The following is an 18,553-nucleotide window of genomic DNA, read 5'->3' on the forward strand; positions in this document are numbered from 1 at the left end:
TTAACCCAGGTTGCCATACAATACTCAGAGAGGTTAAATGATGTCGATTTTCTGTATTGCTGATGACATGCTAAAAGCATGTGGTCATAAGGAAGGCATCCGTATCAGGGTTAGTGACAACGAGATAATAACAACAGCGATAATATCTGCGCTATATTTTGTGTGCTTTTAAACTAAGGTCCATGCTCACAGCCTGATTTGTGATAGCGCCGCAAGAGACGTAATCAACACCAGTACGGGCATATGAAACAATGTTATCGAGATTGATACCGCCCGACGCCTCGGTCTCGTACTTACCGCCAATCAGCTCAATGGCTTCTTCCAATAGTTCCGGCGAGCAGTTATCGACCATGATGCGGTGTACATTGCCCACAGCAAGCACACGGCGCACATCATCGAGGTTACGGGTTTCGATCTCTATTTTCAGGTGGAGGTTGTTGGTCGCAAGGTACTCGTTGGTTTTCCGTATAGCCTGCTCTATGCCGCCACAAAAATCGATATGGTTGTCCTTCAGCATGATCATATCGTACAAGCCCATGCGAAGGTTGTAACCGCCGCCAATGCGCACTGCCTCCTTTTCGTATTCGCGGAACAGCGGCGTGGTTTTGCGGGTATCGAGTACTTTGGTTTTGTAACCTTTTATTTTATCGGCGTACTTATTGGTGAGCGTTGCGATGCCGCTCATGCGCTGCATGCAGTTAAGCACCAGTCTTTCTGCTTTTAAAATGGTATGCACGCTGGCTTCAACGGTAAACGCGGTTTCGCCATTATTTACGGCATCGCCATCTTTTTTATAAAGGGTGAATTTTGCATCTTCTTCCAAATGGTGGAAAATATCCTGCGCCAGCTGTATGCCTGCCAGTATACCGTCTTCCTTTATTTTAAGTACCGCCTTACCTTTCGCATCGGCCGGTATAGATGCCAGTGTAGAGTAATCGCCGCTGCCCACGTCTTCGAGGAATGCCGCGGCAATGAATTCTTGTGTTGTCAAGCGCGCTGTATTTTAGGACGCCAAATTAAGTAAATACTACCAACTTAACGATAATAATTAACCTAAGTTGCCAGTTAAAGAATAGAAAGAGCATTGTAAATATTGATAGTTTTTAGTCAGCACAAAAAACTGCCATACAATGCTCAGTAAGGCTAAAATTATATCGATTTTCTGTATTGTTGATGACATGCGAAAGGCGTATCAGGGTTAGTGACCGCGAGATAATAACGTTTCCTATCGATCAGGATGATCGGGCCGGCCTTTAATTTGATAAAGGTTGTCGATTCGTCTTAATTGGTCGCTGTTAAGCCGGTGTTCCAGTAACGGACGTATTTGCTGATAGATATCTCTTCTCACCCATTTATTCATATCGGCAGTGGTTTCTTCCTGATCTCCCAGATGCTCATAAAAACTCACCGCTGTGGCATTCCACAAATCCTTTGCCCGTTGCCGGAAGCACCATTCAGCAAAGGCATAATTCTTTTCCAGCTGTGGAATATCATGATGCCTATGCGCATTCACGGTTGACGGCAGCAGCTCTATAAACACATCGTAAATGGAAGTAACGGGATTTTCGAACTCCTGCTTACATTCCGGCAGGCAGTCCATTGCTTTTTTTCTCCAGGCGCTCATATCGTTTTTTCTGTTACACCTTTAACACACTGCGGAAACCTCTGGCAGCATAATAAGAGTCGGCACCGTTGTGGTAAATAAATATTTTATTGTAGCGTCTATCGCCAAATTCAGCGCCACCATGCTTTCTAACCCCGGCAGGTGTTTTTATCCAGCTGGAGGTTTTCAGATCGAATTCCCCGAGTTCTTGTAATGCCCGGTATTCTTCTTCTGTTAAAAGCTCCACCCCCATTGCTGCTGCCATAGTTACGGCACTGCCGGCTGGCTTATTTTCTTTTCTGGCGTCCAGCGCCTGCTGGTCGTAGCAAATGCTTCGGCGGCCCTTGGGCGTTTCCGGTGCGCAATCATAAAAAAGATATTCGTCTGTTTTTTTATCGTATCCTACTACATCTGGCTCTCCACCGGTATTTTCCATTTCCTGCAACGACCATAGTTTCATAGGCTCCGCGGTTAGCCTGGCGGCGACTTTAGTCCAATCGAGGCCTTTATGCCGCTGCATATGTTTTTCAAAACGGGCTTTCAGCGTTTGGAGTAAAGCATCCTGTTGCGCGGCGGACAAAGTTTTTTTTGCGGTAGCCATGTTATTGTTGTTTTATGTTATCCAGCGGCCGTTTAAAGGCGGTAGTTTCGTTATAAGTGATATCTGATTTACTTGTTTCGGGTGAGTTTTGGCTGCGTATCGATTTCGATAGCCAGCCAAAACTGGTGTTTTTTGGGTAGTTTTGGCTGCGTATCATTTTGGATAGCCAGCCAAAACTATGTATTTTTGGACAGTTTTGGCTGCGTATCAATTTTGATAGCCAGCCAAAACTATATCTAAATATATGCAATTATGGAAAATTTGATTGGTAGAGAGCAAGAAAAAAAAATATTGCTGGATGCGCTTTCTTCCGGAGAAGCAGAGCTGGTGGCTGTATATGGCAGGAGAAGGGTTGGTAAAACGTTTCTGATTCGTCAGGTATACCAAAATCAAATGGTCTACGAGTTTTCCGGTGTGCACAATGCCTCTACCAGGAGCCAACTTGAAAATTTCCGCAATGCTATTGCTGTTGCTACCAATACAACACTTCTCCCGGCAATACCGAAGAATTGGACAGAAGCCTTTCTATTATTAATCCAGGGACTCACCCCTCAGCTTAAAAGGAAGAAAACCGTTATCTTTTTTGATGAATTTCCCTGGCTTAGTGTAGCAAAATCAGGGTTTCTTCCCGCGTTTGAATACTTCTGGAACACCTGGGCCTCGAAGCAAACTAACCTGGTAATAACTATTTGTGGCTCGGCCGCCTCATGGATGATCCAACGGGTAGTAAATAACAAAGGTGGATTACATAACCGGATCACCCGCAGAATACGTTTACTCCCCTTTACCCTATACGAAACTTCAACCTATCTGAAAAGCCGGGCTGTAAACCTGGACTACTACCAAACGCTTCAAATCTACATGGCACTGGGGGGTATCCCTCATTATTTAAAAGATATCAGGAAAGGAGAAAGCGCCACCCAGGCCATTGATCGTCTTTGTTTTACCAAAGACGGCCTGCTTGTTGGCGAATTCAACAATTTATACAATTCCCTTTTTGAAATGGCAGATCGCCACGTTGCCGTTGTAAAGGCGCTGGCTGCACAGCCTTCAGGCCTTACACGCAATGAGATCATTAGTCAAACCAACCTACAAAGTGGGGGAACTGCCACCAAATTATTGGAAGAACTGGTCCAGTCTGGATTTGTGGAGACGTATCTACCATTTGGCAAAAATGCAAAAGATATGGTTTATAAACTAGTCGATGAATACAGTCTCTTTTATCTGAAATTTATTGAACACGCCAGAGCCACGGGGCCGGGCACATGGATGAAGCGATCTGCCTCCCCTTCCTGGAAAAGCTGGAGTGGTATGGCATTTGAAAGCATTTGCATGAAACACTCGCAACAAATTAAACAGGCATTGGGTATTTCAGGCGTTTATACGGAAGCCTCCATCTGGCATTCCCAAAATGCACAAATAGACTTATTATTAGACCGGCAGGACAACTGCATCAATGTCTGCGAAATGAAATTTTCCGTTGGACCGTTTATCATCGACAAATCATATGCAGCCACCCTGCAACGAAAATCAAGCAGCTTCCAGGAAGAAACTAACACCAAAAAAACATTGTTCTTAACAATGATTACAACCTATGGCGTGAAAGAGAGTCAATACAAAACATCATTGGTTCACCAGGAGGTACGCATGGAAGATCTGTTCAAATCCTGAACCGGCAGCATCTTCTTAATGAAGAAGCCTGCGAAAAATGAGGTTTAACAATAGGGAATAAAACTCCCAGCCGGAGTACTTTTCGAAGTACTCCTTTTTTATTATTCTTAAAAACCAATGCTGCTCCTCCCATACTATCAACAAGTCAAAATCCAATCAACACTGATCAAAAATTGTAAACTGGCCTGCTTCTCAGCATACTACCTTCGCCCCAGCATAATAAAGTACATGACACCGAAATAAATATATACGCTGGCAATGCCCTCTCATTACCGGCCGCTTTTTTTTTTGGGAACTATATTTTTTAAAAATACTAATTAATTCCATGATTAAAAAAATGATCACCCTTTTCCTGGCCGCTGTAGCCTCCGCCACTGCTACGCTCAGCGCCCAGCAAATCATTACGGTGGAAACAAAAAATAATGCGTTGGTGATGGAAACCGATGCTGAAAAATCGTTACTAGTTACCTACTTCGGTGCCAGGGCTAATAATATAAATGAATACCGGTTACTACGTTCCCTGGATAAATTCAAACCCGGCAACGATGACCTGTTCAACAAGCGGGAAATATATATGGGTTCCGGTTCCCTCAACCTGTTGGAACCTGCATTGGCGGTGACGCATTACAACGGCGACAAATCACTGGTACTCCAATATGTAACACACCAGGTAAAACAACTGGATGATAACCGCACCCTTACTACGATACAGCTGAAAGATAGCCTATACAATGTAATGGTCACCCTGTATATGGAAGCTTACCAAAAAGAAGATGTCATTGAGCAATGGGCGGAGATCATACATCATGAGAAGGGAGACATCTTACTAAATAAATATGCTTCCGCTAACCTTACCCTGCAGGGAAAAGCATTCTACCTGAATAACCACTATAGCAGCTGGGGACAGGAAATGCAACCGGAAGAACAACTCCTTCCACACGGCATACGTACCATCGACTCCAAACTCGGTACCCGGAATAACCTGCTCCACTCCTCTTCTTTTATGGTATCGCTGGACAAGCCCGCCACGGAAGATGAAGGCCAGGTAATTGCCGGATCACTGGAATGGACCGGCAACTTCCGCCTCGATTTTGAAACTTTTGATGAATATTATCTGCGGGTGACGGCAGGCATCAACAACGCCGCTGCCAACTACACCCTGAAACCTAATGAACTGTTTGTTACCCCTAAATTTGTATACACGCTGTCTGATAAAGGCAAAGGGCTGGCTAGTCGCAATTTACAACATTGGGCCACGCAATACCGCCTGTTAAATGGTACCGGTGAACGTTATACGCTGCTGAATAACTGGGAAACCACCTACTTCGATTTCGACGATGCCAAACTGGATGCATTGATACAGGATGCTAAAAAAATAGGTACCAATGTATTCCTGCTGGACGATGGATGGTTTGGCAATAAGTATCCGCGCAACAACGCCACCGGCGGCCTGGGCGACTGGCAGGTAAATCGTGCGAAACTTAAAAAAGGTCTCGGTCACCTGGACCAGGTAGCCAAAGAAAACGGCGTCAAATTCGGGATATGGATAGAACCGGAAATGGTGAATCCCAGAAGCGAATTATATGAAAAACATCCTGACTGGGTGCTGAAAGAACCCGGTCGCAAGGAATACTACATGCGCAATCAGTTGGTACTGGATCTTTCCAATCCGCAGGTACAGGATTTCGTATATGAAAGCATCGACAACCTGTTCAAAGAAGCGCCAGGTCTCTCTTTCATTAAGTGGGACTGCAACTCCCTGATCTATAATGCACATTCTGCTACCCTGAAAAACCAGGATCATCTCAACATCGAATATGTTCGCGGATTATATCGTGTATTGGAAAAGATCCGTAAAAAGTACCCCGATGTGGCCATGATGCTTTGTGCCGGCGGCGGGTCCAGGGTTGATTATGGTGCGCTGCAGTACTTTACGGAGTTCTGGGCCAGCGATAACACCAATGCATACGACCGGATCTTTATACAATGGGATTACTCCTACTACTTCCCTTCCATTGCGGTAGACAACCACGTGACCGATATGGGCAAACAGCCTATCAAATTCAAAACCGATGTGGCGATGATGGGAAAGTTGGGTTTCGACATTAAAGTAAATGAGCTGTCGCCCAACGACCTTTTATTCTGCCAGCAAGCTATCCGGCTGTACGACTCTTTCAAGGATATTGTATGGCATGGCGAGCAATACCGCCTGCAAGATCCCCGTCACAACAAAGTAGCGTCTATTGCTTATGTAAATGCAGCCAAAGATGAAGCGGTAGTATTTAACTACCATATGCCTACCACTTTTGTAACAACCCTGCAATTACCGATTAAAATGAAAGGATTGGACCCCGGCAAACAATATACTGTTGAAGAAATTAATCTCTATCCAGGTAGTACTACGCCGCTGAACCCTACCCAGGCCTATTCAGGAGATTTCCTGATGAAAATAGGCTTTAATCCACAAACGAGCGCCCGGCGCACGAGTGTGATATTGCGGATAAAGGCAACCCGGTAACAGATAGCCTTCGGGCGATAGGTTACCCTCTTATGCTGTCGGGTTTTGTTCAGTTTAACCCGGCAGCATTTTTTACCAGCACCCAACAAGAGCGTCATTTACAGGTGTAATATTGCGTATAAAAACAACACCCCGGTAGTATATAACTGCCGGGGTGTTGTTTTTATAGACGGCATTATTTTTTATACAACGGGCAACGTTTGATCAGATACTCCATGGTATTCTTATACGCATCGGCAGTATTCCAGAAGGCTTTCGCTTTTGTCGTTATAAATTTTCATATCCATGGTAGTTTCATAATTCTGTACATTGGTAGAATTGTTGCTGGAATAACCGCTGCTCTTTTTATCTCCATCATCTTTTTTAGTCTTATCGCTGTGTATCCGGAGATGACTACTTCAGCAGCTGCATCAATTCCGTATCCTGTTCCTCCAGAAATCCCGACGGGATGGTCCCATCTATATTGGGAATCGTTTTATCGGCGCCAGCAGCCAGCAATAATCGCACACACTCCGCCTGGTGGAACCTGTTTTCCGGCCCGCCATATTTATACCCATGTACGGCCCATAAAAGCGGAGAACCCTGGAAGTCGATACACCGCTGATCAATAGCGGCACCTTCGCGGATCAGCTTTTCCACGAGCTTATCTCTTCCTACCCAGGCAGCCCAATGCAAGGCTGTACCGCCATGGCAACCGGCATGATGAATATCGGCGCCATTCTCTATATACAAAATACCAACTTCTTCTGCATGCAAACTGGCAGCCGCTGTTAGTGGGGTATCCTGACCCGTTTCTAACGTATTGCCGTTCACGTTAGCACCATATGATAAAAATATCTGCGCCATTTCCACGCCTTCGGGATCGGTAAAGGTGTGTGCAAATACGCCGTCGCAGATACGGTGCAGCGGATGCGCTTTGGTGGGATTCTCCTCATCAAAGGGAATACCTTCGTTAGCCAGAGAGGGGTTTTCGGAAAGCGCCTTTTTGATGCCTTCCAGATCTTTATTATCTATTAATTCTTTCATGACGCTGTATGTTGGTTAACACAATAAATATAAGTCCATTTTTCTGTAATGTGGTATGAACGAAACAGCCCCCGCGATAAGGCGGGGGCTGCGTATTATTTTCATCGTCACTGCTTTAATATCCCGGGGCTTGTACTAACTTTTTATTCCGGTCAATTTCACTCTGCGGCACCGGGTAGAAATAAAATCTATTGTCCCACTGCGCCCTGGTAAAGGCTACAATTCTTTTATGGAATTCCGGATCGGACAGGAAGGTCCCTTTTTCGATATTCATGCCGTGGAATTGTCCGCCCTGGTGCTGGTCTGGCGTATTGGGCACTTTCCAGCGGCGCACATCCCAATAGCGATGTCCTTCAAACATCAGCTCTATCTGGCGTTCCAGGTGGATTTGTTTGCGCATTTCATCCTGACTGGCGCCGGGTGCGATGTCTGCCAGCCCTCCGCGATGACGGATTTTATTGAGATACTTTAACACATCCGGATTGCCGGGATCATATTCATTCAATGCTTCTGCATAGTTGAGGTAAATCTCTCCCAACCGGATCATCATAGCCGGGCGGGAAAAGCTTCTGCCGGATCTGAAATCGGTATTGGGATGAATATTTTTACGCGCGGTGTAACCGGTAGAAGGCCAGTCGCGGGGCGCGCCGTTCTTGCCGGAGTTGCCGGTGAAGAAGAATTCCACCCGTGTTTGTCCGTTTTCCGGTACTACGGGGATAACGGAGCCGTTAAAGGTAACGTCTACATAAAACCGTGGTTCCCGGCCCACATACATATTGGAGGTACCATCCACATAATAGGAAGTAGGCGTATTGGTAAACCCTGTTTCCGTATAGCCGCTGCTGTTATCGGTAATTGGTTTACCATTGGCGGTGCGGAAAATATCCACCATCTCCTGGGTAACGGCAATACCATTCCAGGCGTTGCCATTGGCGCAGCGGGGCGAGCAGTGGCGTTCCCAGCGGCCTACGTGGTCGGAGGTGGGACGAATCCAGATAGCTTCCGTTTGCCAGCCATCAAAGAATAAATTGCGGCAGGAAAGGAAAGCGGATCTGAACGGATCTGCATCCGTTACCGTGTATAATGTCCATCTGTTTAAATCTATCACGGCTTTGGCTGCATCCGCGGCCTTCTTCCATTTTTCTTTGTCGAAGGTAGGATTGATGAGATTGGCGCCATCCATGTTTTTGAAGTTGCTCTCACTATTCCCATTAAACAAAGGACTGGCGCTGTATAACAGGATCTGCGATTTCACGGCCAGCACAATGGGCTGCGTAATACGACCAGTTTGTGTTACATCCGGCTGGGTAGGATCTACCGGGTTCATATGCTGTACGGGTAAATCCGGCAGGGCTTTCTCCATTTCTGATATCACATAGTTAACGCATTCGTCCCACGGACTTCTGGGTATCTGAAAGTCTGCATCTGGTAGCTTGGGCTCCTCACCCATTAATACTACCGGGCCGTATTGCTTCATCAGCAGCCAGTAAAAGTATGCGCGGAGAAAACGTGCTTCTGCTTTATACTGTTTCAGTAACTGCACGCCATTGGGCTGTGCCTGAATTTCCTTATTTAAATCTGCGTTCTTTAAAAAGATGGCCGCCTGCCGGATGGTTTGGTAGTAGCCATTCCAGTTGGAAGGATCGGCATTATCGGCGGTGATGGCGCCGGAGTTAATAGCGGGTTGTACCCAGGCATAGTCCACCTCATCACTCTGTCCGCTCCAGGGTTCGGCGTAAGGCTGCGCCCACATGTCCGGCATGGGGTTATAGAGGCGTGCCAGCCATTGTTCGGTCATCGTCCTGTTGGTGAACACATCATTTAATGTGGCAATATTATCTGGTACTGTATTGAGGAATCCTTTCTTACAACTACCTGCCAGTAATAACAACAGGAGTAACAGGATTTTTTTTCGGAAGATATTATGACGCATAGTCGTACAGTTTTATTTGAAATTAGCCCGGATGCCAAAGTTGAAAGCTGTCAGGTTAGGATACGCGGTTCCTCTCCCATCGCCCAGTTCCGGGTCCCATATTTTCCAGGGCGAAATAGTAAAGAGATTGGTACCATTTACGTAAGTACGGATGCTCTTCAAACCAAATCGTTGCAGGCGGTCGCCGCTGAATGTATAGCCCAGCTCTGCACTTTTCAAACGGATATAGTCGGCCCGTTTGACCCACCAGGTACTTTCATAATAGTTGGTGGTAATATCCTGCCGGGTTGACATTCTTGGATAGAAAGGCCGTGTATTGGGGTTATCCAGTGTCCAGCGGTCGGTAGCCACCGTATATAGGTTACCGATAGTAGGCCCTTCGTAGAAGGGATTGGTAGCATGACCACCGCTATACATAAAGTCGACCATAGCTACCCCCTGGAAAAACAGGCTCAGGTCAAATCCTTTGACGCCGGCGCTGAAGTTCAATCCATATACGATACGGGGTACCGGGCCATAACCAATGGCCTGCTGATCGTAGCTGTTGATTTTTCCGTCGCCGTTCAGGTCTTTATACTTAATATCCCCCGGACGTACATCACCTGCCTGTTTGGGCGACTTCGCAATATCCGATGAATCGGTAAACAAGCCCAGAGCTACATAGCCAAAACGCTGGTCAATAGGATGTCCGGTACGGTTCAGCCATGGATATTGCCACGGTGGTAAACCATCATATACGTCTTTGTTGATGTTGAAGTTGAAGTTGCCCCGAAACGCTACCCAATAGTTTTTGGAAAAGGATTTATTAAACTCCAGGGTAACATCGATCCCTTTATTCTCCGTAATACCAATATTATTGTAAGGAATGTTATCGGTCGTATAGCCGGAAGCGTAAGGGATATCAAACTGTCTTAATAAGATCCCTGTTCTGCGTTCCTTGAATAACTCTACGATCAGTGACAGCTCATCATGGAAGGCTTTTATTTCAATACCGAGGTTTTGCCGTTTACCGGTTTCCCAGCTAACATCTGATCCGATCTGATCTTCCTGTATACCATTATACTTAACGGTATTGCCGGGTACCCCATAGGTATAACCTAAATTGTCGTCTGTTTTAATCCTGGTCAGGAACAAAAAGCGGGACCCGGTATTGCTGTTACCAGACAGGCCGTAGGTATAGCGGAGTTTAAAATAGCTCAATACATTACTCAGCGGTGCAAAAAAGCTTTCATTGGAAACTACCCAACCTACGCCATAAGAAGGGAATAGGCCGTATCGTTTTTTAGGCGTGAAGTTTTCGGAACCATTGTACCCGAAATTCACTTCGGCAAAGTAACGGCTTTTATAGCCATAGGTGGCTCTTCCACTCAGGCCTCTGATGCGGTAGGGAATGGATTCAATTAACGTACTTGCGTCACCGTTAATATAATCCGACTGGTTATACAATAACAAACCGGAGACATCATGATCGCCGAATTTGTTGGCGTAGTTCAGGGCGGTTTCCGTATAGAAGCGGCGGTTTCCTCCTCTGGACACCTCAAATCCCAGTACATTGGAGCCGGGATCTACTACTTTGGTGAGCAGATTACCGGCGGAGTCGCGACCGGTAGCATAATAGGTTTGTACTTCTCTTTTCCGGTTCAGGTTATTCCAGCCATAGGCATCGAACGCAAACATGCTGGTGGCCGACAGCCCTTTTAAGATGAAGTCAAAATTTTGTCGTACCCGGATATTGGAACGGATGGTGTTACGGTATTCCGTCGCATAACCCGACTGCGTAAGATTGCGATATGGACTGGGATAGCTACCATTGGGTATTTTAGGCCATTGTCCGTTAGAATATTGTGGTGGAATCAGATGCGGTGGTACCTGCGTAGCCAGGTCAAACAAAGCGTTGGTACCAATGCCCGGATAATTGCTATTGATGATATAACCATTTACGCCTAACTCCAGTTTGGTTGTTTTGGTGATATTGGCGTCTACGTTGGTCGTAAAGTTGTATCGATCCAGTTTAATATCTGAATTATAAGATTGTGCATTATCGCGTTTCAGCAAACCTGTTTCAGAGTAGTACCCGGCGGAGATATAGTAGGTGGCAAATTCAGAGCCTCCTTTTACGTTGAGGTTAGCTCTTCTGCTCTGGCCCCATTTATTAAACAGGACGTTGAACCAGTCTACATTCGGATACAGGTCCGGATCTTCTCCGGAAGCATGTTTCTGTATGGTTTCATCTGAATATAGCGGTGTTCTTCCTCTCATTTCCAGGCCTTCATTATACAGGCGCATGAAGGTGGGCGCATCTACAAACTTGGGCAGCTGCGTAAATTTAGTGATCGCCTGATTGAGTTCCACATTGATTTGTGGTTTACCGGGCCGTCCTGTTTTGGTGTTCACGAGGATGACGCCGTTCGCGCCGCGGGTACCATACACGGCAGTAGCGGATGCATCTTTTAATACCGTAAAGCTGGCGATATCTTCCGGATCAAGATCAGTGATGCTGCGGTCGGGTACTCCATCCACGATGATGAGTGGACCACGTGGGCTGGAGCCGAAAGTAGAGATCCCGCGTATCCAGATATCGGAGCCGTCGTAGCCAGGCTCGCCGCTTCTTGTTACAGCGACTATACCTGCCAGTCGCCCGCCCAGCGCGTTCGTAAGACTTCTCACCGGCAGCTTCAGTTCTTCCGGTTTGATGGTGGACTGTGCGCCTACGAGACTGATTTTCTTTTGTGCACCGAAGCCTACTACTACCACTTCATTGAGGCCACCTTCTTTCGCCAGCATTTCCACGTTGATGTCTACCTTATTTCTCACCGTGATTTGCTGCGGCTGATAACCGATATAGGAGAATTCGAGGACATCGGTTGGTTCCACATCCAGCTCATAAAAGCCTTTATCGTTGGTGGTGGTGCCGGTGGGTGTTCCCACTATTTTTACGGTTACTCCTACCAGAGGAGCCCCCAGCTTATCTTTTACGGTGCCGGAGACTTTTAACTTTACGGCCGGTTTTCGTACCGGCGCGGGCGGGCGATTTTCCGCCGGTGTAATAATGTACTGGGATGGGCCCATAGCGCTCAGGGTAAGGTTATGTCCCAGTAATGTTTTCTGAAGAAAGGGCACCACTTTTTCGGCGTCCATTCTCAATATTTTATCGGGCAGCAAAATATCCTTGGTATACTTTTCATTCAGGGCGATCCTGAGTTGATACTTAGCATATATTTTTTCGAGGGCATCTTTCAGTGGAATCATTTGCGTGCTGCTTCCTCTTTCAGCAGGACTGCTTCGACCGCGTTCCTGGTTGGCCGGCGTTTCGATGCCTGCCATTGCGTCCTGCGCATGTAAGGGCGGGGTGATCACGCTCAGTACAAAGCATAGGCCAGCCACTCCCTTCAGGCAATGCCGTAGAGATCCAAATTTCATAACGAATAAATTTTGGTTAAAGACTACATATTTTGGTTAAAGACTAGTTCAGATAATACCTGTGTGTTTCGTTGTTGTTAGTTGTCACTGTTTATTATTAATATGGTTCCTATCGTTGCAGACCATTACCCGTTGACGTAATGGCTGATTTTCATAACAAGATAAGTATTTCATCGAACGCGGCGCACAAAGCTGTCCTCCTGTATGATCAGGCGGCAACATTAGGATTTTCAATGCAGCAAAATTCAGATTACCTACTTAGCTGACAGACATTTGACGATACATTTTTAAATTGATGCTTACTTTGGTTGAATAATAATCCGGTTGCCATCTTTTTGCACGGAGGCATTCAGCATGGCGCCTAATACTTTACATAAACTCTTTTCATCTGTTATTAATACGCGTCCGCTGATACGGGTATCACGGAACTTTTGTGGCTGTATCACCTTTACCTCATATCCATAATTGGCAAGCAATAGTTCCCTGATTTCTTCGATTGAAGTATCTTCAAATTTATAGTCTCCATCTTTCCAGGCAGCATATAACTGTGGATTAACGTGGTCTATCCGTAGCTGGCTATCGGTTACCATCCCTCTTTCACCCGGATGCACCAATAACTCCTTATTGAAAGCGGTAGCTTTAATCAGGCCGGAGTTTACCATCACTGCCGCGTGTTGCAGGCGATCGTTGATAGAGAAAGCTGTACCCAATACGGTCACGGTCATATCCGGTGCATGTACGGTAAATGGTGCAGCGGCTTTCTTCACTACTTCAAAATATGCGCTTCCTTCCAACCATACTTCGCGTATATTTTTTTGTCCCTCCTTCATGCTCACACTTCCTCCCGGCTTTACCCATATACGTGTACTGTCTGGTAAAAGGATGGTTTGTACGGTATTTTTTTTCGACACCAATATTGCGAGTGGCGTCTGTGGTACGGTCTTTTTCATCCACAGATAAGTACCTGCTCCACCTGCCAGTACCAGTATCAAAACAGCTGCGGCATATTTCATCCAGCCCAGCCGTTTTACTGGTGTGACACGTTCCTCTGCCAGTTGCGCTATTACCTTTTCCCAGCTCTGGTCAGTTTCAGCGGGTGTAATGCTGCTGGCCAGCTGTTGGTCAAAGATGTCTTTTACCTGGAAATACAGCGCCTGGTTGTCGGGAGAAGCAGCTAACCACGCCGTGACTTCCTCCGTTTCCGCTGGCGTTGTTTGCCCATCTATGAACCTGATTAATATCGTATAATCCAAATCGTTAGTATTGTTTAGTGACATGTCTTTTATTTAGACGATGAGGGGGAAATATCTACGTACGCTTTTTTCAATTTTTTTTAAGAAAAATGAAAAAAATAAAACGGGAGGACTCTTTGCTACATCATAATAAAGGAAAACAGGAGATGAGTACGGCGTATCATTCCCCTTAATTGCTTAATGGCCTTATATAATTGCGTTTCTACAGTACGGGAGGAAATGCCCATGGCTTCTGAAATTTCACCGGTCTTAAGTCCTTGCTGGTAGCGGAGCTTCACCACTTCGCGGCATTTGGGCGGCAGGTCTTCTATGGCCTGCCATACACTGGCTTCCAGGCTATCCTGCTCCAGCAGACTTTGCCGGCCGCCATCCGGATTGAAGTAGTCCAGTTCTGCGGCCGTGAGTGCGGGCAGGGAGGCATTGACATAACGCTGGTGTACGGCCTGGTGTTTAATATAGTCCAGGCAACTATTATGGATGCTGCGAAAAAGGTAACTTTTAATATTGGTAGTAATGTGCAGGGAGGAGCCTTTGCGGTGTAGTTGTACAAACACATCCTGCACAATGTCTTCAGCTGTTTCGCGTAGTACATACTTGCAGGCATAAGCAAGAAGAACCGCGTAGCTTTCTTTGAATACCAGCTCCAGCCCGGTAACGTCCTGCTGTAATAACGTGGCGGCTTTATGCCCATCCTCTACCGGATCACCCATGGCTTGACAAAATTGTTTTGAAGCGATTGAACCAAGGTAATGATAATAAAATTAAAATGCAATACTGGCAACACACCCACTATACCTGAGATCACAGCATAAAAAAAACGTGTTGACACATCATCTGTCGTTCCTGTAAAATTCCGGATTACTAAAATAGAATTCCCAATTTCGTAAACGATCAACTGCGATCCGGCTACACCTTTGCGGCATATTATTCCATGCTGCAAATGTTTATCCGATCTCTTATTACTGTACTACTACTTACCGTTTCTACTACGCTGCTCGCACAAAAGGGCAGCATTACAGGCCATGTTACCTCCGATAATGGTAAACCGGTACCCTATATCTCCGTTGGCCTGAAAGGCACCACCTATGGTACACAAACAGACGAAAATGGCAACTATAACATTGGCCCGGTGAAAGCCGGACAATATATATTAATAGTAGCCGGCCTGGAATATAAAAGGGTAGAAAAACCCATCACTATCACCGCCAACGCCAACATCAGCCAAAACCTGGTACTGGAAAGTGTTTCCCGGACACTGGAGGAAGTGGCTGTCCGGGGCTATAAACCGGGGAATGTTGTCAAAACACAGGCGATCAGCACGGCGCCTTATAAAACACAACCCACTACCCTGGTAGAACTGATGAACCGGTCGGCCGGCATCAGAATCCGCCAAACCGGCGGGTTAGGAAGTCGCAGCAACCTGATGCTAAATGGCTTCCAGAACAGGTCGGTCCGCTATTTTAAAGATGGCATACCACTGGATTACCTCGGTGGTGGCTTCGATATTTCCCTCGTGCCCACCAATATGCTCGATCGCGTAGAAGTATATAAAGGCGTGTTACCATTTTACCTGGGAGCAGATGCCCTTGGAGGAGCTATTAATATGATTACCACGCAAGACGTCAAAAGCTTCTTTAATGCGTCTTATGAGTTCGGCTCCTTCAATACACACAGAGTGGCTGTAAATGCTTATTACAAGCCGGCCAACGGAAAATCATTTGCCGGTATCAATGCCTTTTACAACTATTCAGATAATAACTACAAGGCGGACGTTCAACAGGTAGATACCGCCACCGGTATTAAAAAAGATTATACCGTGAGATTGTTTCATAACCGGTTTTCCAACTATTATGCAGAAGCATTTGCCGGTGTCTCAAACAGAAAATGGGCAGATGAACTAAGACTTACCGTTACCGGCTTTGCTATTGACCGGCAATTTCAGTTCGGTTCTTCTATGGACAAACCTTATGGCGCCGCAAAAGGAAGTCAATACTCCGTTGTGCCTTCCGTACAATATAAGAAGCGCCTCTTACAGGATAAGCTGTCGATCCATCAATTCTTCGTGTATAACACGCTGCACTCATCTGCCATAGATACCGCACGTGGCTATTACGACTGGTTTGGTCAGTTTACGCCGTCTTCCAATAAAATCGGGGAAATATCAGACCGGGGTTCCCAATCCGATATCACCTTTAAATACTTTACTTCCCGAACCAATATCAGCTACCAGTTACATCCGAAACACACGCTTAACCTGAATATGGTGTTCAACAATTTCGGCAGAGAAGGGCATGATCCTTTGGGATATAAATTTAAAGATGGAACAGATGTACTCACTGTACCAGCATCTTACCGCAAGATGGTAGTAGCCGCTGGTCTTTCTTCTTCTTTCTTTAATAGCAAACTACAAAATAGTATTGCGGGAAAATATTTTCATTATAACACCAGTGCCAGCGATGCCGACTATCAGGGGAACGAAATACGGACTCACAACAGCAATACTGCCTGGGGCATTGCAGAGGGCATTAAATACAACATCAATGATTATTCCTCCGTACAGGCATCTGTTGAAACTGCTTTGCGATTACCGGAACAGGATGAGTTATTTGGAGATGGCAACCTCAAACTGTCCAACTTTAAATTGAATCCTGAAAAAAGCCTGAATATTAATGCGGGCTATAAAATGGCGGTTCCTGGCCGCTACAGTGCAGAAGTAAATGCTTTTTACCGGCATACCCGGGACATGATTATGCTCATGCCGATTAACTTCATGTATGCGCAAAGTCAAAACGTTGAAAATGTAAGAGGAGCAGGTATAGATGCAGATGCTAACATTACCCTTTTCCACTGGCTGCAAGCCAACGGAAATTTTACCTACCAGGATCTTCGCCTGGATAATCCGGATAACGCCATTACTCATAAAGCCCGGCTGCGCAATACACCTTATTTCTTTGCGAATGCAGGATTGAATGCAAAAATTGAAAAGCTGTTTTTCAGAGAAGATAAAATACAGTTATACTGGTATTATTCTTTCGTACGGGAATACTATGTAGACTACATTCCCAAATCAATGGAACCAGGCGGATTTCTCGGCCTGTTTGGGAAAACCAAACTCGATGCACGCAACGTGATACCGGATCAGCAGATCCATACTACCGGCTTCACTTACTATCCCTCCAAAGCCACCTATGCCATTGGATTTCAGGCAAGGAACCTATTTGATGCCCGGGTATTCGACAACTTCAAAATTCAGAATCCCGGTCGCAGTTTTTCTGTAAAAATTACCTATTCACTATAATAAAGATTAACAATGAACAAAATTATTAAACACGGCTTGTGCGTATTATCAGCAGCGATACTTTTTTCCTCCTGTAGCAAGGACAAAGACTCCTCTCCGACCACCAACCCGGCAGCACCTGGTTATATCGTATTTACGAACGAAGCTGATTTGGGCACCACCGGTTATATGACAGCCTATGCCAAGATGCCTGAAAAATCGTTGAGTAATATCAGCACCAATACACTTCAAATGAAAACCGCCTTTGGCTTTACCAAATTCGGTCAATGGATATTTAATCGCAGCAGTGTTTCCGGTGAGGCAGGCATTCAAAAACTGGAAGTGGGCACCAATGGAAAAATTACCGGCACCGGATTCCTGGCCAATGGCGCTATGTTTCATATTGTAAGCGCTACCAATGGCTACTACCTTGATCCGGTGAAAGGCGCCATGCTGCTGCAAACGTTTAATCCTACCACCATGCAGAGAACGGGAGAAATAGATCTTACCGCTCTGAAAAAAGAGGGCGTGGCTTACCAGGCTATTGGTCAGCATATCATTGCCGCAAAAGAAGGAAAACTATATGTAAGCGTTACCTATGGTACCACTGAAAGAGGCGGTTATGGCGATGATGTAGTGAACTATATTAAACTGGCCGTGATCGATATCGCCACCAATAAACTGGAAAAAACAATTCAGTACAATGGTCTTAAATCACTCGGCTGGGGAGCCAGCGCTAATAAAATGTGGACATTAGGTGATGATGGCGCCCTGTACTTCTATTACACCGGCTTTAATGAAGGCATTACCAATAGTGCGGTGATCCGTATCAAAAAAGGAGAAACAGATTTTGATGCGAACTGGATCTTAAAAGCAGATACCTATCAGCAGCATAGCAGCATTGGTACGGCGCTGGTAAAAAATGGAAAAATATATGTACAGCTTCCTGCCAACCCGCTTGCACCTGATTTTTCCAACCTGGGTACGCCTATCTGGGACTACTATGCCATTGACGTCAATACGTTGAAACAAACGAAAATAACCGGTGTTCCTAAAACCAGGTATGCCCATTCCAATGAACAATGCATCACCTTAATAGATGGTAAAATTTATCTGTGGGTAGCCAACAGCGTTACAAAAGAAAATGGCTATTATCTGTTAAACGAAAGCACCAACACAGCCGCTGCTGCCTTCAATATCAGTGATGGAGGTCTGGTATCCGGATTTATAAGATTAGATAACTAGTATCGA

General features: G+C 45.7%; 12 protein-coding genes. 4 read left to right on the top strand and 8 right to left on the bottom strand.

What is annotated here, in order from left to right:
* Nucleotides 1-151: 151 nt before the first annotated feature.
* The 3 genes from nadC to AC1DFM_RS07390 form a co-directional block, all read right to left on the bottom strand.
* Complete coding sequence (gene nadC, locus AC1DFM_RS07380; RefSeq protein WP_477076061.1) at nucleotides 152-991, bottom strand: carboxylating nicotinate-nucleotide diphosphorylase; 840 nt, start codon at nucleotides 989-991, stop codon at nucleotides 152-154.
* Nucleotides 992-1,225: 234 nt separating this feature from the next.
* Nucleotides 1,226-1,624: a DUF7674 family protein gene (locus AC1DFM_RS07385; RefSeq protein WP_477076062.1), complete on the bottom strand. Its 399-nt coding sequence runs from the start codon at nucleotides 1,622-1,624 to the stop codon at nucleotides 1,226-1,228.
* 13 nt (nucleotides 1,625-1,637) lie between these two features.
* Entirely contained in the window at nucleotides 1,638-2,204 is a 567-nt protein-coding gene (locus AC1DFM_RS07390; RefSeq protein ID WP_477076063.1) for a DUF4256 domain-containing protein, read from the bottom strand.
* Between the two features lie 252 nt (nucleotides 2,205-2,456).
* Here AC1DFM_RS07390 and AC1DFM_RS07395 point away from each other — a divergent pair, with 252 nt between their 5' ends.
* Nucleotides 2,457-3,875 (top strand): AAA family ATPase, encoded by a 1,419-nt coding sequence (locus AC1DFM_RS07395; protein ID WP_477076064.1) that lies wholly within the window; start codon nucleotides 2,457-2,459, stop codon nucleotides 3,873-3,875.
* Nucleotides 3,876-4,200: 325 nt separating this feature from the next.
* Nucleotides 4,201-6,393, top strand: a complete 2,193-nt coding sequence (locus AC1DFM_RS07400; RefSeq protein WP_477076065.1) for an alpha-galactosidase — start codon at nucleotides 4,201-4,203, stop codon at nucleotides 6,391-6,393.
* A gap of 393 nt (nucleotides 6,394-6,786) precedes the next feature.
* Here the strand turns inward: AC1DFM_RS07400 and AC1DFM_RS07405 are convergent, their stop codons facing one another.
* The 5 genes from AC1DFM_RS07405 to AC1DFM_RS07425 all read right to left on the bottom strand — a co-directional run bounded on the left by AC1DFM_RS07405 (nucleotide 6,787) and on the right by AC1DFM_RS07425 (nucleotide 14,735).
* The gene (locus AC1DFM_RS07405) at nucleotides 6,787-7,419 is read right to left on the bottom strand and encodes an ankyrin repeat domain-containing protein (protein ID WP_477076066.1); all 633 of its coding nucleotides are present in this window, start codon (nucleotides 7,417-7,419) and stop codon (nucleotides 6,787-6,789) included.
* A 115-nt stretch (nucleotides 7,420-7,534) separates the two neighbouring features.
* Nucleotides 7,535-9,352 carry a RagB/SusD family nutrient uptake outer membrane protein gene (locus AC1DFM_RS07410; RefSeq protein WP_477076067.1) on the bottom strand — a complete coding sequence of 606 codons (1,818 nt, stop codon included), beginning with the start codon at nucleotides 9,350-9,352 and terminating at the stop codon, nucleotides 7,535-7,537.
* Nucleotides 9,353-9,364: 12 nt separating this feature from the next.
* Complete coding sequence (locus AC1DFM_RS07415) at nucleotides 9,365-12,772, bottom strand: SusC/RagA family TonB-linked outer membrane protein (protein WP_477076068.1); 3,408 nt, start codon at nucleotides 12,770-12,772, stop codon at nucleotides 9,365-9,367.
* A 299-nt stretch (nucleotides 12,773-13,071) separates the two neighbouring features.
* Complete coding sequence (locus tag AC1DFM_RS07420; RefSeq protein WP_477076069.1) at nucleotides 13,072-14,049, bottom strand: FecR family protein; 978 nt, start codon at nucleotides 14,047-14,049, stop codon at nucleotides 13,072-13,074.
* A gap of 95 nt (nucleotides 14,050-14,144) precedes the next feature.
* Nucleotides 14,145-14,735: an RNA polymerase sigma-70 factor gene (locus tag AC1DFM_RS07425; RefSeq protein WP_477076070.1), complete on the bottom strand. Its 591-nt coding sequence runs from the start codon at nucleotides 14,733-14,735 to the stop codon at nucleotides 14,145-14,147.
* Nucleotides 14,736-14,965: 230 nt separating this feature from the next.
* On the opposite strand from AC1DFM_RS07425, the gene AC1DFM_RS07430 reads away from it, so the two are divergent.
* On the top strand, nucleotides 14,966-17,323 hold the full coding sequence (locus AC1DFM_RS07430) for a TonB-dependent receptor (protein ID WP_477076071.1): 2,358 nt from the start codon (nucleotides 14,966-14,968) through the stop codon (nucleotides 17,321-17,323).
* Nucleotides 17,324-17,335: 12 nt separating this feature from the next.
* Complete coding sequence (locus AC1DFM_RS07435; protein WP_477076072.1) at nucleotides 17,336-18,547, top strand: hypothetical protein; 1,212 nt, start codon at nucleotides 17,336-17,338, stop codon at nucleotides 18,545-18,547.
* Nucleotides 18,548-18,553 lie beyond the last annotated feature (6 nt).

The organism is Chitinophaga sp. 05T412, from assembly GCF_056396465.1.